The sequence below is a fragment of the Kribbella kalugense genome (assembly GCF_004365875.1).
Lineage (GTDB): Bacteria > Actinomycetota > Actinomycetes > Propionibacteriales > Kribbellaceae > Kribbella > Kribbella kalugense.
This window is the reverse complement of sequence record NZ_SODF01000002.1, coordinates 1,533,137-1,557,888: the sequence shown is the minus strand read 5'-3', so window position 1 is coordinate 1,557,888 and position 24,752 is coordinate 1,533,137. Positions and strand designations below refer to the sequence as shown.

28 protein-coding genes and 1 tRNA gene are annotated in these 24,752 nt (G+C 68.3%); 10 read left to right on the top strand and 19 right to left on the bottom strand.

Annotated features, from left to right (window positions below; all coding sequences use genetic code 11):
* Positions 1–2: 2 nt before the first annotated feature.
* Positions 3–566 (top strand): LytR C-terminal domain-containing protein, encoded by a 564-nt coding sequence (locus tag EV650_RS25385; RefSeq protein ID WP_134121511.1) that lies wholly within the window; start codon positions 3–5, stop codon positions 564–566.
* On the opposite strand, the gene EV650_RS25380 is transcribed toward EV650_RS25385, so the two are convergent.
* The 7 genes from EV650_RS25380 to EV650_RS25350 form a co-directional block, all read right to left on the bottom strand.
* Positions 567–911, bottom strand: a complete 345-nt coding sequence (locus tag EV650_RS25380) for a hypothetical protein (RefSeq protein WP_134121510.1) — start codon at positions 909–911, stop codon at positions 567–569.
* Positions 908–1,390, bottom strand: coding sequence for a hypothetical protein (locus EV650_RS25375; protein ID WP_134121509.1), 483 nt, complete (start codon positions 1,388–1,390; stop codon positions 908–910). Before EV650_RS25375 ends, EV650_RS25380 begins: the two co-directional genes overlap by 4 nt.
* A gap of 41 nt (positions 1,391–1,431) precedes the next feature.
* Positions 1,432–2,943 (bottom strand): potassium/proton antiporter, encoded by a 1,512-nt coding sequence (locus tag EV650_RS25370; RefSeq protein WP_134121508.1) that lies wholly within the window; start codon positions 2,941–2,943, stop codon positions 1,432–1,434.
* Between the two features lie 106 nt (positions 2,944–3,049).
* A tRNA-Ser gene (locus EV650_RS25365) sits at positions 3,050–3,140 on the bottom strand.
* A gap of 13 nt (positions 3,141–3,153) precedes the next feature.
* Positions 3,154–3,582: a nucleoside deaminase gene (locus EV650_RS25360; protein ID WP_134122667.1), complete on the bottom strand. Its 429-nt coding sequence runs from the start codon at positions 3,580–3,582 to the stop codon at positions 3,154–3,156.
* A gap of 31 nt (positions 3,583–3,613) precedes the next feature.
* Positions 3,614–4,111 carry a tRNA adenosine deaminase-associated protein gene (locus EV650_RS25355; protein WP_238174439.1) on the bottom strand — a complete coding sequence of 166 codons (498 nt, stop codon included), beginning with the start codon at positions 4,109–4,111 and terminating at the stop codon, positions 3,614–3,616.
* Positions 4,112–4,166: 55 nt separating this feature from the next.
* On the bottom strand, positions 4,167–4,409 hold the full coding sequence (locus tag EV650_RS25350; RefSeq protein ID WP_134121507.1) for a hypothetical protein: 243 nt from the start codon (positions 4,407–4,409) through the stop codon (positions 4,167–4,169).
* A 107-nt stretch (positions 4,410–4,516) separates the two neighbouring features.
* Here EV650_RS25350 and upp point away from each other — a divergent pair, with 107 nt between their 5' ends.
* On the top strand, positions 4,517–5,158 hold the full coding sequence (gene upp, locus EV650_RS25345) for a uracil phosphoribosyltransferase (RefSeq protein ID WP_134121506.1): 642 nt from the start codon (positions 4,517–4,519) through the stop codon (positions 5,156–5,158).
* Here upp and EV650_RS25340 read toward each other — a convergent pair.
* The 3 genes from EV650_RS25340 to EV650_RS25330 form a co-directional block, all read right to left on the bottom strand.
* On the bottom strand, positions 5,152–5,721 hold the full coding sequence (locus EV650_RS25340; RefSeq protein WP_166678264.1) for a GDSL-type esterase/lipase family protein: 570 nt from the start codon (positions 5,719–5,721) through the stop codon (positions 5,152–5,154). The two genes, upp and EV650_RS25340, sit on opposite strands and share 7 nt — an antisense overlap.
* 108 nt (positions 5,722–5,829) lie before the next feature.
* The gene (locus EV650_RS25335; protein ID WP_202874888.1) at positions 5,830–6,732 is read right to left on the bottom strand and encodes a 1,4-dihydroxy-2-naphthoyl-CoA synthase; all 903 of its coding nucleotides are present in this window, start codon (positions 6,730–6,732) and stop codon (positions 5,830–5,832) included.
* A gap of 14 nt (positions 6,733–6,746) precedes the next feature.
* A complete protein-coding gene (locus tag EV650_RS25330) occupies positions 6,747–7,760 on the bottom strand; it encodes a LacI family DNA-binding transcriptional regulator (protein WP_134121504.1) in 1,014 nt (337 codons plus the stop codon).
* 147 nt (positions 7,761–7,907) lie between these two features.
* Between EV650_RS25330 and EV650_RS25325 the strand changes: the two genes are divergently transcribed.
* Positions 7,908–9,839 (top strand): Xaa-Pro dipeptidyl-peptidase, encoded by a 1,932-nt coding sequence (locus tag EV650_RS25325; RefSeq protein WP_134121503.1) that lies wholly within the window; start codon positions 7,908–7,910, stop codon positions 9,837–9,839.
* Between the two features lie 142 nt (positions 9,840–9,981).
* On the top strand, positions 9,982–10,845 hold the full coding sequence (locus EV650_RS25320; RefSeq protein ID WP_134121502.1) for a hypothetical protein: 864 nt from the start codon (positions 9,982–9,984) through the stop codon (positions 10,843–10,845).
* Between the two features lie 94 nt (positions 10,846–10,939).
* Here EV650_RS25320 and EV650_RS25315 read toward each other — a convergent pair whose 3' ends face one another.
* Positions 10,940–11,866 (bottom strand): helix-turn-helix domain-containing protein, encoded by a 927-nt coding sequence (locus EV650_RS25315; protein ID WP_134121501.1) that lies wholly within the window; start codon positions 11,864–11,866, stop codon positions 10,940–10,942.
* Between the two features lie 141 nt (positions 11,867–12,007).
* On the opposite strand from EV650_RS25315, the gene EV650_RS25310 reads away from it, so the two are divergent.
* Together EV650_RS25310 and EV650_RS25305 are read left to right on the top strand one after the other, a co-directional pair.
* A complete protein-coding gene (locus EV650_RS25310) occupies positions 12,008–12,337 on the top strand; it encodes a PadR family transcriptional regulator (protein ID WP_134121500.1) in 330 nt (109 codons plus the stop codon).
* Entirely contained in the window at positions 12,334–13,554 is a 1,221-nt protein-coding gene (locus EV650_RS25305) for a DUF1700 domain-containing protein (RefSeq protein WP_134121499.1), read from the top strand. Before EV650_RS25310 ends, EV650_RS25305 begins: the two co-directional genes overlap by 4 nt.
* Here EV650_RS25305 and EV650_RS25300 read toward each other — a convergent pair.
* The 8 genes from EV650_RS25300 to EV650_RS25265 all read right to left on the bottom strand — a co-directional run bounded on the left by EV650_RS25300 (position 13,532) and on the right by EV650_RS25265 (position 20,653).
* On the bottom strand, positions 13,532–14,266 hold the full coding sequence (locus tag EV650_RS25300) for a GNAT family N-acetyltransferase (protein ID WP_134121498.1): 735 nt from the start codon (positions 14,264–14,266) through the stop codon (positions 13,532–13,534). The two genes, EV650_RS25305 and EV650_RS25300, sit on opposite strands and share 23 nt — an antisense overlap.
* A gap of 35 nt (positions 14,267–14,301) precedes the next feature.
* Positions 14,302–15,282, bottom strand: coding sequence for an adenylate/guanylate cyclase domain-containing protein (locus EV650_RS25295; protein WP_134121497.1), 981 nt, complete (start codon positions 15,280–15,282; stop codon positions 14,302–14,304).
* The gene (locus EV650_RS25290; protein WP_134121496.1) at positions 15,272–15,670 is read right to left on the bottom strand and encodes a cyclic nucleotide-binding domain-containing protein; all 399 of its coding nucleotides are present in this window, start codon (positions 15,668–15,670) and stop codon (positions 15,272–15,274) included. Before EV650_RS25290 ends, EV650_RS25295 begins: the two co-directional genes overlap by 11 nt.
* Before the next feature lie 61 nt (positions 15,671–15,731).
* A complete protein-coding gene (locus tag EV650_RS25285; RefSeq protein WP_134121495.1) occupies positions 15,732–17,117 on the bottom strand; it encodes an FAD-dependent monooxygenase in 1,386 nt (461 codons plus the stop codon).
* Positions 17,114–17,749, bottom strand: a complete 636-nt coding sequence (locus EV650_RS25280; RefSeq protein ID WP_166678263.1) for a VC0807 family protein — start codon at positions 17,747–17,749, stop codon at positions 17,114–17,116. Before EV650_RS25280 ends, EV650_RS25285 begins: the two co-directional genes overlap by 4 nt.
* A gap of 26 nt (positions 17,750–17,775) precedes the next feature.
* Positions 17,776–18,351: a TetR/AcrR family transcriptional regulator gene (locus EV650_RS25275; RefSeq protein ID WP_166678262.1), complete on the bottom strand. Its 576-nt coding sequence runs from the start codon at positions 18,349–18,351 to the stop codon at positions 17,776–17,778.
* Between the two features lie 106 nt (positions 18,352–18,457).
* Positions 18,458–19,798, bottom strand: a complete 1,341-nt coding sequence (locus tag EV650_RS25270; protein ID WP_134121492.1) for a threonine/serine exporter family protein — start codon at positions 19,796–19,798, stop codon at positions 18,458–18,460.
* Positions 19,799–19,834: 36 nt separating this feature from the next.
* Positions 19,835–20,653: a hypothetical protein gene (locus EV650_RS25265; protein WP_134121491.1), complete on the bottom strand. Its 819-nt coding sequence runs from the start codon at positions 20,651–20,653 to the stop codon at positions 19,835–19,837.
* 224 nt (positions 20,654–20,877) lie between these two features.
* Between EV650_RS25265 and EV650_RS25260 the strand changes: the two genes are divergently transcribed.
* The 4 genes from EV650_RS25260 to EV650_RS25245 are packed head-to-tail and all read left to right on the top strand — an operon-like array spanning position 20,878 to position 24,744.
* Positions 20,878–21,612 carry a cupin domain-containing protein gene (locus EV650_RS25260; RefSeq protein ID WP_134121490.1) on the top strand — a complete coding sequence of 245 codons (735 nt, stop codon included), beginning with the start codon at positions 20,878–20,880 and terminating at the stop codon, positions 21,610–21,612.
* An 11-nt stretch (positions 21,613–21,623) separates the two neighbouring features.
* Positions 21,624–22,784 carry a Gfo/Idh/MocA family protein gene (locus EV650_RS25255; RefSeq protein ID WP_134121489.1) on the top strand — a complete coding sequence of 387 codons (1,161 nt, stop codon included), beginning with the start codon at positions 21,624–21,626 and terminating at the stop codon, positions 22,782–22,784.
* The gene (locus EV650_RS25250) at positions 22,784–23,932 is read left to right on the top strand and encodes a dihydrodipicolinate synthase family protein (RefSeq protein ID WP_134121488.1); all 1,149 of its coding nucleotides are present in this window, start codon (positions 22,784–22,786) and stop codon (positions 23,930–23,932) included. The genes EV650_RS25255 and EV650_RS25250 overlap by 1 nt, the downstream gene beginning before the upstream one ends.
* Positions 23,929–24,744 (top strand): sugar phosphate isomerase/epimerase family protein, encoded by an 816-nt coding sequence (locus EV650_RS25245; protein ID WP_134121487.1) that lies wholly within the window; start codon positions 23,929–23,931, stop codon positions 24,742–24,744. The genes EV650_RS25250 and EV650_RS25245 overlap by 4 nt, the downstream gene beginning before the upstream one ends.
* Positions 24,745–24,752: the final 8 nt, after the last annotated feature.

Genomic DNA, 24,752 nt, shown 5'->3' with positions numbered 1-24,752 from the left:
CGATGACAGCGATCCATCCGCAGCCGAGGCCGCATTCACGGATCCGCTGGCGTACGCCGGTGACGATGGTGATCCTGCTCGGAATCCTGGCCGGCGGCGGCTGGTGGGGGTGGAAATCCCTGATCAGCAGCAGCGCCGAGCCGACCTGCACCGAGCAGAAACTCACGAACAACCGCCTGCTCCCGAAGCAGGTCGTGCTGAACGTGTACAACGGCGGCGCCCGGGCCGGCTCCGCGAGTCGCGTTGCCGACGCGCTGAAGAAGCGCGGCTTCAACATCAACAAGGTCTCCAACGAGCCCAAGGGCGACAAGGTCGACGTGGTCTCGCTGCGCGGCGCCGCCGCGAACGCCCCGGAGATGCTGCTGATCGCCGGTCAGCTCAACCAGCGCGCCCAACTGGTCGCCGACGGCCGCACCGACCACACCGTCGACCTCGTCATCGGCGCCGGCTTCGGCTCGGTACGACTCAAAGGCATCCCCTCGGTCCAGGTCCCCGCCGGCGCCACCGTCTGCCTCCCCGTAATCCACACCACCCAACCCATCCCCTCAGGCCAAAACCCCAACTGATCAATCAGTAGCCTTGGGATGCCCGGTCCCGGCGTACGTGATCCAGAGGGTGCGCTTGTCGGCGTCGACGAGGTACCAGATCCGGCCGCCACCGGTCACTTCGTACTGCCACTGCTCGAGGCCGTGCTCGGTGGACAGCACACCTTTCAACCGGTGGTGCCTCGCGGATGCCGGAAACGGCTGCGGCTCGACCCGGATCTCCGCCCAGGCACGCTCGGTATTGCCCGGCGCCTGGCGGCAGAGTTCTTCCCATCCTTTGACGGCAGGGGTGTTGTAGTACTTGATCTCCCAGTGATCAGGGCCGGCCGGCGGAGCGACCCGATCACCGCGCTTCGCGGGGCTCACTCCGCGGTCGGCCTAGGCACCGGGCCGAGCCCGTCCTCGCGCGGCGCTCGGAGGATGCCGAGCAGCTCCGGATCGGCCCACACGTCGGCCGTGTTGCGCCATTGGGCGATCAAGGTCAGCACTGGCGCCGAGACACCGAGCTCCGAGCTGGCGTCCATCACGTCGACGAGTTCCTGAGCGAACTCGACCCGATCCTCGGGCGGCAGGAACATGCTCCACGGAAAGATCCGCGGAAGGATGTCCAGCAGGGTCTGCGAGCGCAGTACCGGATCACTCATCACCGCACGCAGGACCCGCACCGCGAGGTCGACCACTTCCTGCTCGTCCGCCGCCTGCTTGACAGTGCTCAGAACCAGGTCGTCCTCGCTGCCTCGGCGGTGGACGCGGAGGGCGTGGGTGCGGCTTGCCTTGAGTTTTTCGACTGTTTCATTGGGGCGCTGAAGCAGGTCGGAGAAATTGACTTCCGGCAGCTCACTCATAGTTCAAAGGTAGTTCAGAAGAACATGCGGCACAAACCGGATCAGTGCTGTTCGCGGCCGCGTTCGCCGAACCAGCCGGCTAGGCGGCCGGCTCGGGAGACGGCTCGGAGGCGGCGGACGGTTTGCTCGCGGACCGGGCTGGGAGCGACGACGAGCATGGCGTCGGCGGCGCGGAGGACGGTACGGCGGTCTGGGACGAAGGCACGTTCGCCGCGGATGACGAGGGAGACCGAGACACCGGGAGGCAGCCGGAGCTCGCCGATCTCGACTCCGGCGAGGCGGGACTCGCTCGGGACGTGGACCTGGAGCATGTCCGCGCCGAGCGACTCCAGCGGAGCCACGTCGATGTCCACCTCGTGCGCCGCGTTCTCGTCCAGCACACCCAGCCGCTTCGCCAGCCACGGCAGCGACGGTCCTTGCAGCAACGTGAACAGCAGAACCAGCACGAACACCACATCGAAGATCCGGTCCGCGTGCGGCACCCCCTCGGCCAACGGGATCGTCGCCAGCACGATCGGCACCGCTCCCCGCAGCCCGGCCCACGCGATGAACGTCTTCTCCGCCCACGGCAGCCGGAACGGCGCCGCCGAGATCGCCACCGACGCGAACCGCCCGACGACCGTCACCGCGATCCCGATCACCAGGGCGACCAGTACGTCGTTCAGCCGGAACCGCCCCGGTGATGCGAGCAGGCCTAGCATCACGAACAACCCGATCTGCGCCAGCCAGGCGATCCCGTCGACGAACGACCGGGTCGCCATCCGATGCGGCAACTCGGCCCGCCCGAGCACCAACGACGTCACGTACACGGCCGCGAACCCGGACACATGCAGCAGCACGGACCCACCGGCGTACGAGATGAACGCCACTGACAGCACCGCGAGCGGGTACAGCCCCGCCGACCCGAGCGCCATCCGCCGGATCAGGCCGACGCTCACCCACCCGATCAGCAGACCGAACAGCGCCCCGACGACCAGCTCATAAACCACCAGCCCGGCGAACGACAACAGCCCCTTCTCGCCAACCTCACCGGTGCTCACCAGCGTGACCAGCAGCACGGTTGGCGCGTCGTTCAGACCGGACTCCGCCTCCAGCGCTCCGCGGAGCCGTGGACGGACCGGCACGCGTCTAAGCACCGAAAACACGGCCGCCGCGTCCGTCGGCGACGTCACCGCCCCGAGCAGTACGGACAGCTGCCAGCTGAGCCCCAGCACGAAATGCGCCACACAGGCGACCACAGCAACGCTGACCGCGACCCCGACCGTCGCCAGCACCAGGCCGAGCGGCATCACAGGCCGTACTTCGTTCCACCGCGTGGTCAGACCGCCCTCGATCAGGATGATGACCAGCGCGGCGAACCCGAGCGCATGCGCGAGCTGCGCGTCCTCGAAGTGGATGTGACCGGGCCCCGCCTCGCCCAGGAGCAGCCCCATCCCGAGGTAGATCAGCAGCGACGGGAGCCCGAGCCGCGCCGACAACCGGACAGCGACCACCGCGACGAGCAGCACCGCGGCCCCTGCCAGCAGGATCCGGTCGAGCTCCTCAACATCCATTGGGGCCCTCTCGTCGAGCGTCCCGAGTCAGGTCCAGAGTGACGAAAACCCTGACGCATCACACAGCATCAGGGTTTCCGAATCTCTTCCGCCCCGGAGGGCGGTTTGGCGGTGGCGGAGGGATTTGAACCCTCGGACGGGGGTTGCCCGTCACGCGCTTTCGAGGCGCGCTCCTTCGGCCGCTCGGACACGCCACCGCCGAGGACAATATCAAGGCCGGTGACGAATGAAGAAATCGCGCAGCCGGGCACCGGCCTCGTCGGCCATCACCCCACCGACCACCTCGGGCCGATGGTTCAGCCGCCGGTCCCGGACCACGTCCCACAACGATCCGACCGCGCCCGCCTTCTCGTCGTACGCCGCGAACACCAGCCGCTCGAGCCGGGACAGCACGATCGCCCCCGCGCACATCGTGCACGGCTCGAGCGTGACGACCAGCGTGCACCCGGTCAGCCGCCACTCCCGGACGTGTCGCGCTGCCTGCCGGATGGCCAGTACTTCGGCGTGTGCGGTCGGGTCGCCCGTCGTCTCCCGCTCGTTGTGACCGCGTCCGATCACCTCACCGTCGGCGTCCACCACGATCGCCCCGATGGGTACGTCGGGCAGCGCCAACTCCGCTTCCTCGAGTGCCAGCGTCATCAACCGCGACCACTCGCGCCGCAGGATCGGGCTAGCCAACGGCTTCGATCGCGTCGTGGAACTGGTTGCCGAACCCAAGGGCATCCGCGATCTCCTCGAGCATCTCCTCCGGGTAGAGGTCGACGTCGTCGCAGAGCGCGCCGAGGTCCATCGCGCTCATCCCGAGGTCGGCGAGGATCGCCAGGTCGCCGGCCGGGACCTGTTCGTCGTCGTCATCGGCCAGCGGGATGTCGAGCTCGTCGACGATCTGCCGAGCCAGCGGCCACTCGGTCGCCGCCGTCACATCGGAGATCAGCAGCCGGGCCCGGCCACCGTCGACGCGGACCAGGACGAAGAAGTCCTCGTCGACCGAGACCATCCCCAGTACGCCGCCCTCGCCCGGGAACCGGCGGAGTGCGGAGACCAGGGTGGACAGGTCGGGTTCACCACGCATCACCAGCGGGGTGACGGTCCAGTTCCCGTCCTCGGTGTAAGCGGCGACCGCGAAGTCGAGGTCGGTGGTCAACGGCCCAGCTGTGGCATCGGACACGGGCTCATCGTCCCAGACTCCTGCGGTCCACGGGAACGCCCGGACCGCTAGGCCATCACGATTGCGTCTCGACCGGCGGCTCAGGCGGGGCGACACCGCAGCCGGCGTAGTTGTGATGGGCTGGCGGTTCGCCCTCACCCTCAGTGACCGCCCTGCGCAGAGCCTCCCCCAACTGCCAGACTCGCGCCCGCCGCGGTGCGGTCCGGTCGCGGAGGGCGCGGACCTCGTCGCGTTCGCGCAGGAAGGCCTCGCGGCGGCGGAGGCGGTCGAGCTGCTCGGGCGTAATCCCGTCGGTCATCGGGCACTCCCTGGTGGGCGAGATCAGGGGCACAGTCCACTGCACTTTAGAGTCTGACAGCCGCGGCGCTCGCGTGATGGGAATCGCCGACGGTACCGTTCCGGCTTATGCAGATCCTCGTCGTGGACCACCCGCTCGTCGCCCACAAGCTCACCGCGCTGCGTGACGAGCACACGGACTCACCTACGTTCCGTCGGCTGACCGAGGAGCTCGTCACGCTGCTCGCCTACGAGGCGACCCGGGACGTTCGTACCGGTCCGGTCACCGTCCAGACCCCCGTCGCCGAGGCGCAGGGCGTCAAGCTGACCGCGCCCAAGCCGCTCGTCGTACCGATCCTGCGGGCCGGTCTCGGCATGCTCGAGGGCATGTCCCGGCTGCTGCCGACGGCCGAGGTCGGGTTCCTCGGCATGGTGCGCAACGAGGAGACGCTGACGGCCTCGACGTACGCCGAACGACTGCCGGAAGACCTGTCCGGGCGCCAGTGCTACGTACTCGACCCGATGCTGGCCACCGGCGGCACCCTGGCCGTGGCGATCCAGTTCCTGGTGGAACGCGGCGCCGACCACATCACCGCGATCTGCCTCCTCGCCGCACCAGAAGGCGTGAAGCGCGTCGAACAAGAACTCGCCGACCTCGACGTACCTTGCAACCTGGTCATCGCCGGCATGGACTCGCACCTCAATGAGAAGGGCTACATCGTCCCCGGATTGGGCGACGCGGGCGACCGGCTGTACGGCGTGGCTCAGTAGGTCAGGGCGGTCATGGCGTCGAAGATCGGCATCGGGTTGACGTACGTCGCGCGCGCACTCCGGGCCGCGTCCGCCATTGTCCGGTTGAGTGCGGTGAAGATCGGCCCGGTGAGCTCGAAGGCGCCGAGCTTGGCGTCGTACGCTCCGATCACGACCAGGTCCGCGTCCGGGGCCGCCCGCCGGAGGGTCCGCAGGTTCCCGGCCACCCGTGCGATCGCCGCCGGGGCACCGTCGACGATGCACTGGACATTTCCGTTGCAGGAAGCAACGAATGCGTTGGCGTCGTTGCCCCACAACGACACGGTCACCAGGTCGACCCGGCCGCGGTGCGCCCGGAGGAACCGTACCGCTGCGTCGAGCTGAGGCCCGGAAAACGTGTCGTGCAAGGCGAATCCGGCCGCACTCCAGGGACAGGGGCCGGCCACGAAGCTCTCCGTCGTCTCGCCCGGACAGCCGTAGTTCACCAAGGTGGGCCATCGGTCGCCATGCCACATCCGCGCCGCGAGCAGGTCGGCGTACCCGGTGAACGCACTCGGCGGCTGACCGAGCGCGGGCACACGCATCCACCATGATCCAGCCATTGTTCCCCCTCGCCCGTGTTGCCTCCATAGTCGGGAGACCGGGCGGTCGGGACAGAGGTCGCGGCTAGAAGGCTGCACAAACCCTAAGAACTAAAAGGCATACGGGTACGGCGACCAGTCGGCCGGGCGCTTCTCCAGGAAGGAGTCGCGGCCCTCGGCGGCCTCATCGGTGCCGTAGGCAAGGCGGGTCGCTTCGCCGGCGAACAGCTGCTGGCCGACCAGCCCGTCGTCGATCATGTTGAAGGCGTACTTCAGCATCCGCTGGGCGGTCGGCGACTTCGCGCAGATCTTCTTGCCCCACTCCAGCGCGACGGCCTCGAGGTCGGCGTGCGGGACGACCTTGTTCACCATGCCCATCCGGTACGCGTCCTCGGCGGAGTACTCGTCACCGAGGAAGAAGATCTCCCGGGCGAACTTCTGCCCGACCTGCCGCGCCAGGTACGCCGACCCGAACCCGCCGTCGAACGACGCCACATCCGAGTCGGTCTGCTTGAACCGCGCATGTTCCGCGGACGCGAGCGTCAGGTCCGCGACCACGTGCAGGCTGTGCCCACCACCTGCGGCCCAGCCCGGTACGACGCAGATCACGACCTTCGACATGAAGCGGATCAGGCGTTGTACTTCGAGGATGTGCAGCCGGCCCGATTTCGCCGGGTCGATGGTGTCCGCCGTGGTGCCCTCGGCGTACTTGTAACCGTCCTTGCCGCGGATCCGCTGGTCGCCGCCGGAGCAGAACGCCCAGCCGCCGTCCTTCGGCGACGGTCCGTTGCCGGTGAGGAGCACGCAACCGACGTCGGTCGACATCCGCGCGTGGTCCATGACGCGGTACAGCTCGTCGACGGTCTGCGGCCGGAACGCGTTGCGTACCTCGGGCCGGTTGAACGCGATCCGCACCACACCGGCGTCGACCGCCCGGTGATAGGTGATGTCGGTCAGCTCGAAGCCGTCGACCTGCTTCCAGGCCGACGGGTCGAAGATCTCGGAGACGGTCACCGGATGAGCATATTTCAGCGGCGTGCGGTGCTCTCCCGCAGTACTACTTCGGCCTTGAACAACTCGGACGTCACATCGCCGCCCTGGATCGCCAGCTCGAGCGCACGCCGGCCCATCTGCTCCAGCGGCAGCCGCACGGTCGTAAGCCCCGGCCACACGTCCCGCAGCGTCGCGATGTCGTCGAATCCGGCGACCCCGAGCTTGCCCGGTACGTCGACACCGCGCGTCCGCAACGCGGACATCGCACCAACGGCCATCACGTCGTTGACCGCGAACACACAGTCCACATCTGCCTGTCGATCAAGCAGTTGCTCGGCAGCGGCGTACCCACCGTCGCGGGTGAACTCACCGGTCTGGATCGAAACCGGCTGCAACCCAGCCTCGGCCAGACCGGCCACGAAGCCGTCCCGCCGATCCCGTGCAGTGGCAAGAGTCTCCGGACCACCCAGTACGGCGAACTTCCGCCAGCCGAGCCCGACCAGCTCGCGGGCCAGGTCGGCGGCACCGGATCGGTTGTCCGGCTCGACCGTGTGGGCCGGCATCCCGGACTGACTGACGAGTGCGAGACCCGCGCCGGAGTTGAGGAAGTTCTCGACCTCGGACGCCGTCCGCGCCAAGCTGTCCGCGTCGGTGCGCCGGCTGCCGATCATCACCGCGGCCCGGGCCCGCTGCGCCCGCAACGACGACAGGTAAGCGATCTCGCGGTCCGCGTCGCGGAACGTGCTGGCCATCATCACCAGCAGGTTGCGTTCGTCGGCGGCGCGCATCACGCCGTTCGCGATCGCGGCGAAGTACGGGTCCTCGATGTCGTGCACCAGGATGCCGACCAGGTTCGTCGACGACTTGGCCAGCGCCTGCGCCTGCGCGTTCGGCGTGTAGCCGAGCTCGTCGGCGGCGGCCTTGACCCGCTCCTGCAGTTCGGGACGGGGCACCCGGTCCCCGCCGTTCAGCACGCGGGAGGCGGTCGCGACCGACACTCCGGCACGCTGTGCAACGTCCAGCAAGGTCACTGGTGCTCGCAGATTCACTGGCCTACCCTTTCGTGCGTCCCCCCGGGGGCGGTGTGGCGGTCACCCTATCGAACCCGCCCGCTCTCACGCTGAGTATCGGGCAGATCGCTGCCAATCTCGGCTGAACCTGGCGTTGCGGCGCGCGAGTGACTAGCCTTCCCAGCCATGACGACCGTCCGTGCCAGGATGACGATCCTGGCCTCGTCCGCCGTGCTCAGCCTCGCGACCGTGACCGGTCCCGCTGTGGCTGCGCCGATCCCGGACGGACCCGGTGCCACTGCCTCGGCAGCACCCAGTGTGCCGCAGCATGTCGACGTACGCACCAAGAGCACGCAGCCGGTCTACGACTACTCCGACGCGATCCGCGAGTCGGTGTACGTCGACACCACGATGGACACCGACTCCGACGGCAAGGACGACGTGATTGCCGTCGACATCGTCCGGCCGAGCGAGCCCGCCCTCACCGGCGTGAAGATCCCGGTCATCATGGACGCGTCGCCGTACTACTCCTGCTGCGGACGCGGGAACGAGAACGAGAAGAAGACGTACGACAGCGACGGCGTGATCCGGAAGATGCCGTTGTACTACGACAACTACTTCGTACCGCGTGGCTACGCGATGGTCGGCGTCGACATCGTCGGCACCGGTCGCTCCACCGGCTGCGGTGACGTCGGCGGACGCAACGAGATCCAGTCCGTGGTCGACGTGATCGACTGGCTGAACGGACGCAACACCGCGCACACTGCCGACGGGCAAGCGGTGAAGGCGTCCTGGACCACCGGCGCGGTCGGGATGATCGGCAAGTCGTACGACGGCACGCTGGCCAACGGTGTCGCGGCGACCGGGGTCAAGGGTTTGAAGACGATCGTGCCGATCTCGGCGATCTCGTCCTGGTACGACTACACCCGCTCGGGCGGCGTACCGTACTCGGACGACTACATGCCTTGGCTCGCTGGGTACGTCGGTACCGACAACCCCGCGTGTGACGAGGTCCGCGGCGAGCTCGGTGACAACGACGATGACGACACCGGGAACTACACGGCGTTCTGGTCCGAGCGCGACTACACGAAGGACGCGTCCAAGGTGAAGGCCTCGGTCTTCATGACGCACGGACTCAGCGACTACAACGTGCAGACCAACCACTTCTCGCAGTGGTGGTCGGCGCTGTCCCGCAACAACGTGCCCCGCAAGCTGTGGCTCAGCCGCGAGGACCACGTCGACCCGTTCGAGTTCCGGCGGGACGAGTGGGTGGACGAGCTGCACAAGTGGTTCGACTACTGGCTGCAGGGCCTGCAGAACGGCGTGATGAAAGAGCCGGCAGTCTCGATCGAGACCTCATCCGATGTCTGGCGCGACTACAAGACCTGGCCGGCCGTGAACCGCCCGGTGTCGGTCCCGCTGTCCGCCGGCAAACTAGGTGCCGCAGGCAAGGGTTCGGTGATGATCACCGACGATCCCGACCTGACCGAGGACGACATCGTCACCGACCCGACCGACGTGATCGCGGGACGGCAGATGTTCCTGTCCGCACCGCTGACCGCACCGATGCGAGTCAGCGGGACACCTTCGGTCACATTACGGTTGAAGTCGGACTCCACGACGACCCCGGTCACCGCCCGCCTGATCGAGTACGGCGACGCCGAGCGGTACTCCGGGGTCCGTACAACTGACGACAGCACCTGCGAAGGTTCGAGCACCGACTACGACGACAGCTGCTACTTCACCGTCGACAAGCTCACCACCCAAAGCGATCACGGCATCGTCAGCCGCGGCTGGATCGACGCCGCCCACTCCAAGTCCCTCTCGAAGCCGACCCCGCTGACCCCCGGCAAGTGGACCACCGTCAACGTCCCCCTCCGCGCCCAGGACCAGATCATCCCCAAGGGCCGCGTCGTGGGCCTCGCGATCACCCTCTCCGACACCGGGTGGACCAGCCCCAACGACACCGGCGCCACCATCACCATCGACCTGGCCGGCAGCAAACTCAACATCCCCGTCACCTCCGGCAAACTCGCCGCCCCCACCAAGATCCAACCCATAGACGTAGACATCACCACCCCCACCCAACGCCCCGACCTCCACAACCCCAAGAACTAACCCTTCGCCGAGTCGTGAGAATTGGCGCTGAAAATCCGCCCCGATCCACGACTCGCGGTCCGGGCTAGCAGCCAATCGCCACGACTCGGCGGCCTGTGGATAACGGACGTCCGTCGGTCGGGGAAGTCTGGACAATGGCTGGGTGTTGTTCACGGCAGCGGAGGCTCTAGTCGCGGGGATGTCTCGGGGTGTGCTGCGCGGAGTGCATTACCGGCGCGTGTTGGGGTCGGTGTACGTCGGCGCGCAGGTCGCCCTGACGCCGCGGGTGCAGGCCGAGGCTGCGTTGTTGCTGACGCCCGGCGCGGTCGTGAGCCACCAGACCGCATTGAGTCTGTGGACCGCCGACGATCGCGCCGGCGACGTCGTGCACGTGACTGTCAAGCGCGATCCGCGGGTGAGTCTTCCACGGGTGAGCGGCCTGCGCGTTCACGAAGTACAGCACCTCGAGCAGGTACGGCGAGCTGGGCTGCTGCTGACTCCGCCCGAGCGAACGTTCCTCGACCTGGCGCCGTACTGCGATCTCGTCGAGCTGGTCTCAGCCGGGGATGCCCTTGTCCGTCGGACGGACGTGGTGCCGGAGCACCTGGTCGAGTTGGCGGCCGCGACGATCGGTGTTCGGGGCATCCGGCTCGCGCGGGAAGCGGCTGCGCTCGTCCGGCCGGGCGTCGACTCGCCGATGGAGTCCCGGCTGCGACTCCTCATCGTTCTCAACGGTCTGCCCGAGCCGCGGATCGGTCACGTCGTCACTGATTCCGCGGGCGGCTGGCTCGCGCAGCCGGATCTGAGCTACCCGGAGCTCAAGTTCGGGATCGAGTACGACGGTCAGCACCATCTCGGGGATGCCCGTCAATGGCGGCAGGACATCCGCCGACGAGAGAACCTGGAACGCGAAGGCTGGCTGGTTCGTGTCATCACGGCGTACGACCTCCTGCAGACCCCCGGCACCGTCGTCGCCCGCATCTCTCAAGACCTCCACACCCGACGCCACCCGGGTCTCGCCGCCTGATCGGTTCGCCGAGTCGTGGCGTTTGGTTCCTGGCCCCACTGCCGAGTCGTGAAAATCGGCTGCCGATTCCAGCCAAATTCCACGACTCGGTGGGTTAGTTGCCTTCGGCTACGAAGAGCATGGGGTCGCCGAAGGCTAGGTCGGTGATGCCGGCGGTGTGGAAGGCGCCTACTAGGAGGGAGCGGCGATGGGCGGCGAAGGTTAGGACGTGGGCGACCATTCCGCCGTACGTGAAGACTCTTGGGGGCTCGCAGGTGGTGTCGACGAAGCTTTCGTCGAAGCGGCCTTCCTCGTTCAGCTGGTTGACCAGGGCAACGAAGCGTGAGCCGGCGTCGGCGTGGCGGGTGCGGAGTTCGGGGATCGGCGTGGTGACGCCGACGCCGCATTCCGGGACCTGGAACGGGCGGTCCTCGACTGAGGCCAGCCACATTTCTTCCTGCCAGACAAGGCGGTCCAGCAGGTAGCGGATCGAGATGTCGTCGTCGATGCCTTCGACCGACAGTTCGATGGGGCGATCCAGCACTGCAGCGTCCAGACGGGCACCGCGTTCGATCAGCTCGCCCGTCAACCAGACGTGATGTTCGACCATTCTGACCAGTACGTCCATACCTCTCACCTTTCTACGAGCCGGCAGCCGAAGCCCGGCCGGCGGCTGGAAATGCACTCCACTCGGCGCCGTCAGGAAGAACACCCGCGACGCTTCCCGCCGCCACTCGCGCGGCGACATCCCATAAGCCCTGGCGAACGCACGGGTGAACGCCTCGTGCGATCCGTACCCGGCCTCAACAGCAATCTCGAGTACACCGACCGGCTCGGTCAGCAAGCGGTACGCCGCCCGCTCCAGCAGCACCCGCCGCCGGAACGCGAACGGCGACTCGCCCGCCACCGCCCCGATCACCCGATCGAAGTGGAACCGCGACAGATGCACCCGCCCCGCGAGCCCGGCCCCATTGACCGACTCACACGGCCCGCCCAGTCCCGCCGCGACCACTGCCACGAATTCCTCGAACACATCCGCCATGCCCACCACTGTGCCCCCGCGCACCCGCTTCCGACTTGATCGAAATTGCGGAACCTCTCACTGGTTTGCGGAGTACTCCGCAGTGTGTAGTAGTGTTCTCGGCAGAGCACCGGGAGAACCGCCGGTGCTGGAGGAGGTCTGATGGACACGAGCCAGCTACTCAAGGGTGTGCTGGATCTCGCAGTACTCGCCGTACTGCGGGACGCCGACGGCTACGGGTACGACGTACTGCGCCGGCTGCGCGCGGCCGGGCTGGACGACGTGGCGGACGCGTCCGTGTACGGGACGCTGCGCCGGCTGTTCGCGGCCGGCGCGCTGACGTCGTACGTGCAGCCGAGCGAGGAAGGCCCACACCGCAAGTACTACGGGCTGAACAAGACCGGCCACGAGCTGCTGGCCCGATCCACCCAGACCTGGAACCACTTCGCCGACACGATGTCGGTGCTACTGCTGGAGAAGGAGGCCGCGTGAACAGCACCCTGACCGGAGCGGTCGCGCTCTACCTGGCCCAGGTGCGAGCCGAGCTCAGCGATCTGCCGCCGGGTGAGCTGGAGGACGTGCTGCAGGACGTCAGCGATCACCTCACCGAGGTGGCCGCCGAGTTCAGCGCCGAGCCCACTCTCAACGACCTGCAGCAGCGCCTGGGCACCCCGCGCGAGTACGCCGACGAGCTGCGGACCGCGGCCGGCTACCCGGTGCGGACCGCCCCAGTCGGCAAGGACCACCTGGACGCGGGCTGGAAGGCCTTGCGCTGGGGCCTGATCGCATCCATCGTCGGCCCGTTCTTCATCGTGGTCGGCATCTTCGCCTGGTCGCGAGACGGGACGGCGTTCTTCGGACTGCTCGGGCTCGGGATCCTGTTCGTCGCGGCGTTCCTCGGCGTACAGGCGCTACGCGGCAACGACCCGCGGATCGTCCTGGACACGCCCCGAGGCGCACGCGGCGCGGCGGCGATCCGTGGGTGGATCGAGCAGATCCCGCCGCACATCCGGCACGAGTTGCTGACGATCGGCCAGCCGGTCTGGTGGGTCGCTCGCGGCGTGATCGGTGGCGGCGGGTTCTTCGCGCTGTTCGGCGCCGAGTCGGTGACCGTGGTCGGCGCGATCGCAGGCGCCGCCGTGTCGATCTGGATCGGCCGGAAGACACAGCGGGACAGGCGCTGGCTGTGGTACGTCGTACCGCTCAACGTCATCGCGGCGATCGCGGTCCCGTCGTTCCTGGCGGCGGCGTACGCCGGTGCTTCGTTCGGGCTCTTCGACAACTACAACAGCTATCGCGGCAGCTCGAACTACAGTCCGCCGGAGAACGGGCTCGTCCTGAACGGGACCCAGGTCTCGAACATCTACCCGTTCGATGCCCAGGGCAAGCAGGTCCCGGTCCGGCTGTACGACCAGGACGGCAACCCGATCGGCCTGGAGGTGCAGGACTGCGCGACCAGCTACGGTCAGGAATCGCGCGACACGACCAGCAACCTGTTCCCGCAGGCGGTTGTCTCCCCCGACGAGAACGGCGACTCAGGTCCGGACAACTGCAAGGACACCACCAAGGCTCCGTTCGTCCCACCACCGGCGCCGGCCACCCCGGTCACCCCCAGCCCGGCCCCGAGCCCAACGCCTAAGCCGAGCGTCGGTGTGACGACACCTAAGCCGACTCCTGGCGCAACCCTTACTGTCCAGCCGACTCGGTAATGCCGGCCGCGGCGACTCGGCGATAGGTGTAGCCGAGTCGCCGGTAGACCGCGATCGCGGCCGCGTTGCCCCGGTCCACCATCAACGCGGCCCGCCCGTACCGCTTGACCAGCTCGGCCGTCACGAACCCGGACACCTGCCGCGACAATCCCTTGCCCCGGGCAACAGGATGCGTCGCGACCCCGGCCAGGAACCCGACCTCCGGCGCACTCCACGCATCGGCCGCGATACTCAGCAGCTCACCGCGATCCCCGGTCGCCGCAGCCCATCGCCGTACGCCGGGATGCCCGGGCCACGCGTACGACGAAGGCGACGCCTCGGTCAGCAACGCCTCGACGCCGGTGTCGCCATCCAGCCAGGCGGCGCTCGTGGTCACCTCCGGAATCTCGGCGGTGTCCATCCACCCGAACGTCGCCGAGAACTCCAGCCCCGGCACGCGCTCCGCCAAGGCACGCACCAGGTCCTCGTCCCCGAACGGACGGTACGACGGGCCTACCTCACGCAGTACGTCACGCACCAACGGCGCCGCGTCCGCCACGGGCCCGATCACCGCGAGCCGATCATGCTTGGACACATCCGGCGAGGCAACCGCCACCGCGGCCCCAGCGGTCCAGGCGCGCACGCCGACTCCGAAGCCCTGCGCGGCCCACTCGACGATCGGGTCGCCCCCGCTCAGCCTTGACAGATCGGCCGGCGTCTGAATATCCCACACATACCAAACCGTATGGCATGCCCCTGACGCAGAAGCTACGGACCGTCCGCGCGTTGGACGGCGTAGGGGACCAGGTGGCGATAGCCGCGGACCGAGACCCGGCGGAGGCGGTGGAGGCGGTAGGCGGGGTGGCCATCGAGGGCGGCGGCCAACTCGCGGTCGGCGAGGACCCGGCCGGGTTTGCACTCGGTGGTGAGCCGGGCGGCGAGGTTGACGACTTCGCCGTACACGTCACCGAGGCGGATCAGGATCGTGCCGTACGCGAGCCCGATCCGCAGCTCGGGCAGGTCGTCGTCCGCGGTCACCGCATCCTGGAGCGCCAGCGCGACCGCGGCAGCCTGCGCGGCCGTGTCGGTGACGAACAGCACCTCGTCACCGATCGACTTGATCACCCGTCCACCGTTCAGCGCGACCACGTCGGCGGCCATACCTTCGAACCGCTCGATCAGTTCGCCGAGCTCGGCCTCGGTCAGCCGTCGGGTCAACCGGGTGTAGCTGACGATGTCCGCGAACCCGACCGCCCGCACACCCCGCGCCAGCTCGTCGGAACCCGCCACTGCCCGTCCGGCGGCCGCGGCCAGGTGCCGGCGCCAGACGTACGTCTGCAACCGCTCCATTGCCGGAAGCAACAGCCCTGCGACCTCGATCGCCTCGTCGGCCGCCAGCTTGGACCCGCCGAGGAAGTCCAGGAACATGGCCGACTGCCACGACGCCAGCCGGGACTGGGTCTGCCCGAGCTTCCGGGCCAGCGAGGACTCCATCTCCGGCTCGATGAACCCGTCGTCCTCGAGCGTCGCGACCAGCCGCAGCGCCTCCACGTCGTCGTCGGTGAAGGCGATCTCGTCGTCCGGCACGGTCGCGAACCCGAGCGCGTGCCACATCCGCTCGGCCCGCTCACTCGAGATCCCGGCCCGCTCCGACACCTGCACCCGGGTAAACTTCCGGTCCCCGCCGAGCAGCGTCCGTTCGAACTCCCGCTGCAGCGCGCCCAGGTCCGGGCTCGGCTCAGGAACCACCGCGGCGCTCGGCGATGGTGGCGTCGATGGCGTCCCGGAACGCGGGCAGCCGCCGGGTCAAGTCGTCGAACTTCTCCCGGGTGAAGTGCAGCAGCTGCAGCCGCGACTTCGCCGTGACGGTTGCCGTCCGCAACGTGTTCTTCCGGACCGCGACCTCGCCGGCGATGTCGCCCGGGCCGAGCTCGGCGATCTCCTCGCCCTTCGACCGGACCGCCGCCGTACCGCTGAGGATCAGGTACGCCGCGTCCGGTGGCGTCTGCTCGAGGATCAGCGACCACCCGGCCGGCACCGAGACCTCCTCGCCGGCGCGGAAGATCTCCCTGATGTCGCGTCCGGACAGATCCGCGAACAGCGGCAGATCCCGCGGGGACGTCCTACCCAAAGCCACGTCGATCCTCCGAGCCCGCCGGGTCACCCCGGCGATCGGCCGATGTTTCCAGTCGGTAACTCTAACGGCTCAGCTGCCCCATGGTCACCCGGACGCCCGGAAACTCCGGTACTTCGGACTCCGCATCATCGGTTGCCCACCGCACATACCCGTCCGGCCGGACCAGAATCCGCGCGGCCGGCAGCTCACCGTCCACAGCCGAGTCAAGCAGCACATGCCGCCCACCGCGCAGCCGTTCCGCCACCGTCGTACCGTCCGGCAACGTCAGATCCGGCATCCGCCGGCCCACCAGCGGATGTTCCCCGGCCGCGTAGGCGAGCCCGACCCCGGAGATCACCCCGGCCAACCGCCGATTCGCCTCCGGTACGCCGAGCAGGTCGACGAACGTCTCCCGCAAGCAAGCGACATCGTCGTCCGGCACCATCAGCACGCCCTGCGCGCGGGTGTTCGCGAGCACGGCGACCCCGGCCGGATGCCGTTCGTCGTGGTAGCTGTCGAGTAGGTCCTCACCCGCCTCGCCCCGCACGACCGCGCCGAGCTTCCATCCCAGGTTGAACGCGTCCTGCAGCCCAAGGTTCATCCCCTGACCCCCGGTCGGCGAATGAACATGCGCCGCGTCACCGGCGACGAAGACCCGGCCGACGCGATACCGATCGGCCTGTCGCGCGGCGTCGGTGAACCGCGAGCCGTAGCGGAGCTCACGCAGTACGACGTCCTCGCCGTACCAAGCCTGCAGCGCGGACGCGACCTCCGCAGGCGTGACCGGCTGATCCTTCGGCAGATTTTGTTGCTCCGGGCCCGTGAACAGCGCCCGGTGGACGCCGTCCTCCAGCGGCACCATCGTCATCACCGCACCGTCCCGCGGTACCAGCGACGGTAGTGCCCAGTCCGGCTCGATGCCGGAGATCACGACGTCGGCAACAACCGCGCTGAACCGTCCGTCCCGTCCGGGGAAATCGATCCCGGCCAGCTTCCGCACCGCACTCCGCGCCCCGTCGCAGCCGACGATCCACCCCGCCGGGATCGTCGTACCGTCCGCGAACGCCGCAACGACGCCGGCCTCGTCCTGCCGGAGCCCGGTCAGCTCGAGACCTCGTCGTAGGACAACACCTTCCGCCGCCAGCTGATCCTCCAGTTCCTGCTCGATCCGCAACTGAGGAATCCCAAGCTGGTAAGGGAATCTGGTGTCCAACGCCGTGTAGTCGAGCGGCACCGGCAGCCCGGCGAAGTGCCCGGCGGGCAACCGCGGCGCGTGCTCGAGCAGCGGTCCGAGCAGCCCGCGGGAGTGCAGGATCTCCACCGACCGCGGCTGCAGCGACAACGCCTTCGACTGTCCGGACCGCTCGGCGGCCCTGTCCACGAGTACGACGTTCGCTCCGGCGAGCACCAACTCCGTGGCCAGCAACAGCCCGGTGGGTCCGGCGCCGACGACCAGTACGTCGTTCATGCGAGCAGATCGTTCTTGCGCGAGTAGATCATCATGAAGCCGTAGAGCAGCGCGAACAGCACGATCCACTGGATCGTCGTCGCTGCGGGTACGGCGTCGAGCGGTAGTGCGTACGCGATGACGACGCGGACGACCGCGTCGAAGACCAGACCGACTCCCCAGACGATCGTGATCAGGCGGATGCCGTTGCGGAAGCCGGGCTCGCGGTCCCACCGGCCGGCCCAGACCTCGCCGCCGCCCTTGCCGCGCTTGGCCTCGGCGATACCGCGGCCGATCGACAGCAGCAGAGGCTTGCCGAGGGCAACCGTTCCGAGCATCCAGAGGCCGCACAGCGCGGTGATCACGCCGTCCTTGGCCAGCAGCATCCGCGGGCTGTGCATCGCCAGGGACGCAATCGTGCCGACCGCGAGCGCGACGATCATGAACACCGCCATCCAGTCGACCTTGCGGCCGCGGACGATCGAGTACGCCGTACGCACGACCGGGATCACCGAACCGGCGAGGGTCGCGCCGACCACGCCGACGCCGGAACGGCGGAGCGCGTAGAAGATCAGCAGCGGCAGCACGAGATCCACCAGGACAGGAGCCAGCACCGCACCCCAGCGCGCCTTCGGCTTGGTCTCGGTCGTCATCGGTTCGCTCCCTGCCGTATCGATCTTCATCGCTGGATCCGGGTCGCTCGGCGGAAGGTCTCGGCGAGCTCGGTCGCGCAGTTCTCGGGGGCGGCGCCGGCGATCAGGCGGCCGGCCGCGGCGTCGATCGCGGCGCGGACGGTGTAGGCCATCAGCAACGTGTCGAACTTCCGGAAGAACCCGGTCCGCTGCCCGTCCTGGAACAGCGCGGCCAGCCGGGCGACTGCGGCGTCGGCCTCCTCTGTCGGCACCGGCGCACCGCCGAACACGATCTGCTGCACCGCCCGGACGTGATCCGGCCGGGCGGCGATGAACTCGATGTTGGACCGGATGTAGGCCGCCAACTTCTCGTCCGGCCCGGTGGCGGCCTCGATCGCCGGACGCATCACCTCGGCCGCGTCGGCGGTGACCCGGCGGAGGACCTCGGCGAGCAGCTCGTCCTTGGTGCTGAAGTGGTACGAGATCAGCCGTTTGCTGCTCAGCTCGGCGACCTCGCAGATCGCGTCGTACGACGCCGCCGCGTACCCGCGCTCGGCGAGCACGGTGATCGTCGCGGCGACGATCTGATCCCGCCGGGCCGCCGTACTCCGAGTCCGATCCATGCTCTGATTTATCCGCATGAGTAAAAGTTACCCAGCTGGATAAAACATTGTCAAGCGCGAGCGCCGACGAGCACCTGGAGGAAACCCGATGACACGGATCTAGCAGCTAAGAGCGACGGCGGCGGCGGGGCCGTGGGGTACGGCGTCGTACCGGTCGGCGCGGGCCGACCAGGCGGGGGCCGGCGAGGCGGTCTTCGAGGCGGCGGGCCTCGCGGCGGATCGGCTGGGCGAGGTACTCGCCGAGGATCAGGCCGGAGGCGAGGGCTACGCCGATGGCGACCGCGGTCGTGAGGCTGACGATGCCGATCAGGTTGCCGAGGCTCATCAACTCGTAGAGGCCCTTGTAGATCGTGAGTCCTGGCAGCAACGGGATCGAGCCGGCGACGACCACGACCAGCGGCGGCACGCCGACCCGGCGGCCGATCGAGTAGCCGCCCAGGCCGATGACGCACGCCGCGGCGGCAGTCGCCCAGGCTGGGCCGAAGGACGCACGGATCATCAGCGTGAAGATCAGCGAGCCCAGAGCGCCCATCACGGCAACCGGCAGCAGCGAGCGGAGGGGTGCGTACGACGCGAAGGCGAACGCGACCGCCATCACCGCGCCGGAGACGACCATGATCGGGAGGTTCCCGAGCTTGATCGTCTGGGCCTCGATGCCGACGTTCAAACCGAATTTGAGCCCCAGAGCCAGGCCAAGTGAGACGCCGGCGATGATCCCGCCGGTCAGCAGCATCGCCTCGAGACTTCGGGCCGCCGCGGTCACGTAGTACCCGGTGATGGCGTCCTGAACGGCACCGGTGAGCGCGATCCCGGCCAGCAACATGATGATGCCGGCGGCAACGACCAGGGACGGTTTGACCGGCGCGTGGACGGCGTACAGGACGAGTGCGACCGCGGTCGCCACGAACGCACCCGCGACCTGCTGGTAGAACGCGGGGAGCCGCTGGCGGTTGAACCAGCGGTTGCTGACGTCGATCACAATTGCGGTCAGCACCGCCACCAGCGTGATCAGCCAGCCACCACCGAGCAGCAGCGTCGCGCCGCCCGCCATCACGCCCCAGGCGAGCACGGCGCTCCAGCGCGGGTACGGCGGACCCGCGCTGGTCAGCCTGGCCAGCTCACGCGAAGCCTCCTCGCGAGTCACGTCGCCGCGGGCGAACCGTCGTACCAGCTGGTCGACGTCGGTCAGCCGGGAGAAGTCCTGCGACCGGTACCGGACCAGCCGGATGTGCGTCTCGGGCGCGACGTCCGGCGCGGCCTGGTACGAGACCGCCATCGACGTGAACGTGATGTCGACCTCGCACCCGCGCAGTCCGCCGGCCGCGGTGACTCCGAGGATCGTCGCGGTCGCGTCCGCCGTACCGGCGCCGCTGGACAGCAGCACCTCACCGACCCGCAACGCCAGGTCGATGGTCGCGTAGACCTCCCGCTGCTCCTCAGGTTCCATCTACGCTTCATAGCAGGCGCACGCCGATCTACGCAGTCAGGCCAGCCTGATCCGGAAGATCGCCACCCGAGCGTTGTGGTCGTCGACGTTCATCGGGACCACGTTCGTGTTCACCAGGTCGAGCTGGACGGTACCGTCGCCGGGCAGCCAGTTGATCCGGTCGATGCCGTCAGCGAAGACCTTGCGCTCGGCGTCCTGGCCGGTCGCCTTGTCGTACCCGGGGTTGTTGGTGTCCGCGGTCCAGATCACCAGGTGGCCCTTCTCGTTGTGCGCCATCACCCGCTCGCGGTGGATCTTCTTGTGCAGGTCGTAGTCGTCGCGCAGGGCCGGACTCTGCTGACCGTTGTACGCGCCGTGCAGGTAGTGCGTGTTGATCAGGACGAACTTCAGCCCCGGGTGCGCACCGTGCTCGACCACGACCTCGTTGACCCAGCGCGGCGGACTCACGTCCGGGATGACGCCGTGCACGAAGGTGGGCTTGGAGTTGATCACCTTCCACGGCGTCGGGACCGAGATCGGCACCCGGTAGGAGCTGGCGTCGTTCAGGAAGGCGTTGTCGTAGGCGTCGCCGAAGTTCTGCGCGATCATCGCCGGCTCGCCGGTGTCGCCCTCGCTGATCTCCTGCCAGCCGACGAACGGCCGATTACCGGGATCGCCGGAGCGGACGGCCTGGATCGCGGGACCGCGAGCGGGGAGGTGCTTGCGGCCGATGTTCGCCGTGATGATCGGGAGCCGGAACCAGTCGGTCGCCGCCGAAGCGGACCGGGCGCCGACCACCGAACCGAACGTCGCGGCGCCGGCGAGCGCACCGCCACCGAGCATCAGAGCTTGCCGTCTGCTGATCCTGTTTGCCATCACTGCCTCCACAAGAGTCTGGCCGTTGGCCAGGGGCGGGTGTCTTGTCGACGAGCTACGACGGACGCTACTGCGCGACGGTTCCACCCAAGCCCCGTTCGGGCTGTGACCGGTTGTCGATGGAGATCGCTTTCCGTTACAGGTTGACTCGGCCTGGGCGCCCACTTAAGGTTGCGATCACAGGCTGCGGAAAGCCCTTTCCCAGGCTCACCAGGGAGGCGTACATGTGTGACTTCGAGTCCGGTCCGGCCCTGGCGCTGCCGGGCGGTATCGGCATCTCGAGGCTGACCGTGTACGACGTCGAGGCCCCCGACGGCCTGGTCGGCGGTACGCCGCACGTCCACCTGGCCTGCTCCGAGGGGTACTACGTGGTCGGCGGGACCGGCTCGGTCCAGACTCTGAACACGAAGGGTTACACCGAGACCCCGCTCCAGGCCGGCACCGTGGTCTGGTTCGAACCCGGCACGATCCACCGGCTGGTCAACGACGGCGAGCTGCAGATCCTGACCCTGATGTCGAACTCCGGTCTCCCCGAGGCCGGTGACGCCGTACTGACGCTGCCGCCGGAGCACCTCGCCGACCGCGAGACCTACCTGCAGGCGACCGCGCTCAGCGGCGAGGGCGAGGCGCTGACCGCGTCCGCGATAGCCCGGCGCGACCTCGCGCTCCAGGGGTACGACGTACTGCGGGAGCGCTACGAGTCCGAGGGACCGGCGGCGCTGGAGGACTTCTTCGCGGCCGCGATCCGGATCGTTCAGCCCCAGCTGGCGGACTGGCGGAGGCGCTGGGAGCAGGGCGCCCGCCGGCTCGCCGACGAGACCGGTGCCGCGCTCGACGCCCTCGAGGCCGGGATCGCGCCGCACCTCGAGTCGGCCGAACTGCACCAGCTACCCGTACCCACTGAGTTCGGCAGGCACGGCATGTGCGGCCGGCTCGACGTCTACGACACCAACGCGTGAGAGGCACGACTGTGAACGAGCGACGCATCGGCATTGTGATGAACGGCGTCACCGGCCGGATGGGCCTGCGCCAGCACCTCGAGCGTTCGATCATGGCGATCCGCGAGCAGGGCGGCCTGCTCGGCGCCGACGGCACGATGATCATCCCCGAACCGATCCTGGTCGGCCGCAACGAGCCGAAGCTGCGCCGGATCGCCGAGCAGCTCGGCCTGGAGCGATGGACCACCGACCTGGCCGAGGCGCTGGCCGAGCCGGACGTCGAGATCTACTTCGACTCCCAGCTCACCCAACTCCGCGAGAAGGGGGTCCGCGCCGCGGTCGAGGCCGGCAAGGCGATCTACTGCGAGAAGCCGATCGCCGAGAGCCTGGAGGCCGCGGTCGACCTCGCCCGGCTGGTGGTCGACTCGGGCCTCAAGAACGGCGTGGTGATGGACAAGCTGTCGCTGCCCGGCCTGCGCAAGCTGAAGCGGCTTGTCGACGGCGGGTTCTTCGGGCGGATCATCTCCGTCCGCGGCGACTTCGGCTACTGGGTCTTCGAGGGCGACTGGCAGGAAGCGCAGCGGCCGTCGTGGAACTACAAGGCCGAAGAGGGCGGCGGCATCATCCTCGACATGTTCTGCCATTGGCGGTACGTGCTCGACCAGACCTTCGGCGCGGTCAAGTCCGTCTACTGCCAGGGCGCGACCCACATCCCGACCCGGGTCGACGAACAGGGCGACGAGTACGCCGCCACCGCGGACGACGCGGCGTACGGCGTGTTCGAGCTGGAGGGCGGGATCATCGCGCAGATGAACTCGTCGTGGGCGACCCGGGTGTTCCGGGACGAGCTGGTCGAGTTCCACGTGGACGGGACCGAGGGGTCCGCGGTTGCGGGTCTGCGGCGGTGCCGGGCGCAGCATCGGTCGGCGACGCCGAAGCCGGTCTGGAACCCGGATCTGCCCGCCACCGAGAAGTTCCGGGAGCAGTGGGCCGAGGTGCCGGACAACGAGCCCTTCGACAATGGGTTCAAGGTGCAGTGGGAGATGTTCCTGCGGCACGTGGTCGAGGACGCGCCGTTCACCTGGGACTTCGTCGAGGCCGCCCGGGGCGTGCAGCTGGCCGAGCTGGGTCTGCAGTCCTGGCGTGAGGGCCGCAAGCTCGAGGTACCAGAGCTGAGCCTGAAGGCGAACTGATGGAATTGAAGCTTCCCTCCCAGAGCGGACTGGAGACCTACCGGCTGATCGGTGAACCAGTTGCTCAGGGCACCTATGCGCCGGCGCGCTCGCGGCTGGCGTTCGCCGCCGCGCATGTTGTCGCCGATCCTTTGGGCGACAACTCGCCGGGGGCGCCCGCGGTCATCGATTGGGAGCACACGCTGGAGTTCCGGCGGCATCTGTGGTCGCTCGGGTTGTCGGTGGCTGAGGCGATGGATACCGCGCAGCGCGGGATGGGACTGGACTGGGCCTCGACGCAGGAGCTGATCCGGCGTTCGGCGGCCGAGGCGCCTGATGGACGGATCGCGGTCGGCGCCGGCACGGATCAACTTGCTGCTGGCAACCATTCGCTCTCGGCGGTGACTGCGGCCTATGAGGAGCAGCTCGCGATTGCTGAGGACGCTGGAGCGCAACCGATCCTGATGGCCAGTCGCGCGTTGTGCGCGGCTGCGTCGGGGCCGGACGATTACCGGAAGGTGTACGACCACCTGCTTGGGAAATCGAGTCGGCCGGTGATCCTGCACTGGCTGGGGTCGATGTTCGATCCGGCGCTGGACGGCTACTGGGGTAGCGATTCGCTCGACACTGCAGCCGATGTGGTGATCGAGTTGATCAACGCCAACGCGGACAAGGTCGACGGCATCAAGGTGTCCTTGCTGGACGCCTCGCGTGAAGTTGCCCTGCGCAACCGTCTGCCGGAGGGCGTGCGGCTCTACACCGGCGACGACTTCAACTACCCGGAGCTGATCCGCGGCGACGGCGATCAGCACAGCGACGCGTTGCTCGGCATCTTCGCCGCGATCGCCCCTGCTGCTGCGGCCGCTCTGAAGGCCCTTGATGACGGGGATCTCGACACCTACGAGCGAGTCTTCGCCCCGACGGTCCCGCTGGCGCGGCAGATCTTCTCGGCGCCGACGTACTACTACAAGACCGGAATCGCCTTCCTGGCTTGGCTGAACGGGTACCAGCCCGGGTTCACGATGGTCGGCGGCCTGCAGACCGGACGGTCGCTGCCACACCTGGCTGAAACGTTCCGCCTTGCCGACCAGGCCGGCGTACTGACGAATCCCGAGCTGGCCGTCGATCGGTTCCGGCAGCTGCTGCGTGTCGGCGGGATCGACGCATGAATCGATTCAGCCTCAATCAGGCGACGACGAAGTACTGGCCGCTCGAGGATGTCGTCGCGGCGAGCGCCAAGGCCGGCCTGGAATGGATCGGCCTATGGCGTGAGCCGATCCAGGAGTACGGCGTCGACAAAGCGGCCCGGCTGGTCACAGACGCGGGCCTGAAGGTCTCGTCGTTGTGCCGGAGCGGGTTCTTCACCTCGACCGATCCGACCGAACGGAAGGCGAAGATCGAGGAGAATCGACGAGCGATCGACGAGGCCGCGACCGTCGGTACGTCGGTGCTGATCCTCGTCAGCGGCGGCCTGCCGCCGGGCTCACGTGATCTCGACGGAGCACGCGCGATGGTGCGCGACGGTCTCGCCGAGCTGGCGCCGTACGCCGAGGAGCGTGGGGTCACGCTGGCCGTCGAGGCATTGCACCCGATGTTCTGCTCGGACCGCTGTGTGGTGTCGTCGCTCGGCGGTGCGCTGGATCTGGCCGAGCAGTTCCCGGCGTCGCAGGTCGGCGTGATCGTGGATGCGTACCACCTGTGGTGGGACGCGGACATCTACCGGCAGATCGAGCGGGCCGGCGACCGGATCGCGTCGTACCAAGTCAGCGACTGGGTGGTTCCGCTGCCCGAGGACACGCTGCTCGGCCGCGGCATGGTCGGCGATGGTTCGATCGAGCTGCGCCGGCTGCGGGAAGCCTGCGACGCGGCCGGGTACGACGGGCCGATCGAGGTCGAGATCTTCAACCAGCAACTGTGGGACGCGCCCGGTCAGGAGACGTTCGACCTGGCGCTGGCGCGCTATCAGGAACACGTCATCTAAGGAGCTGT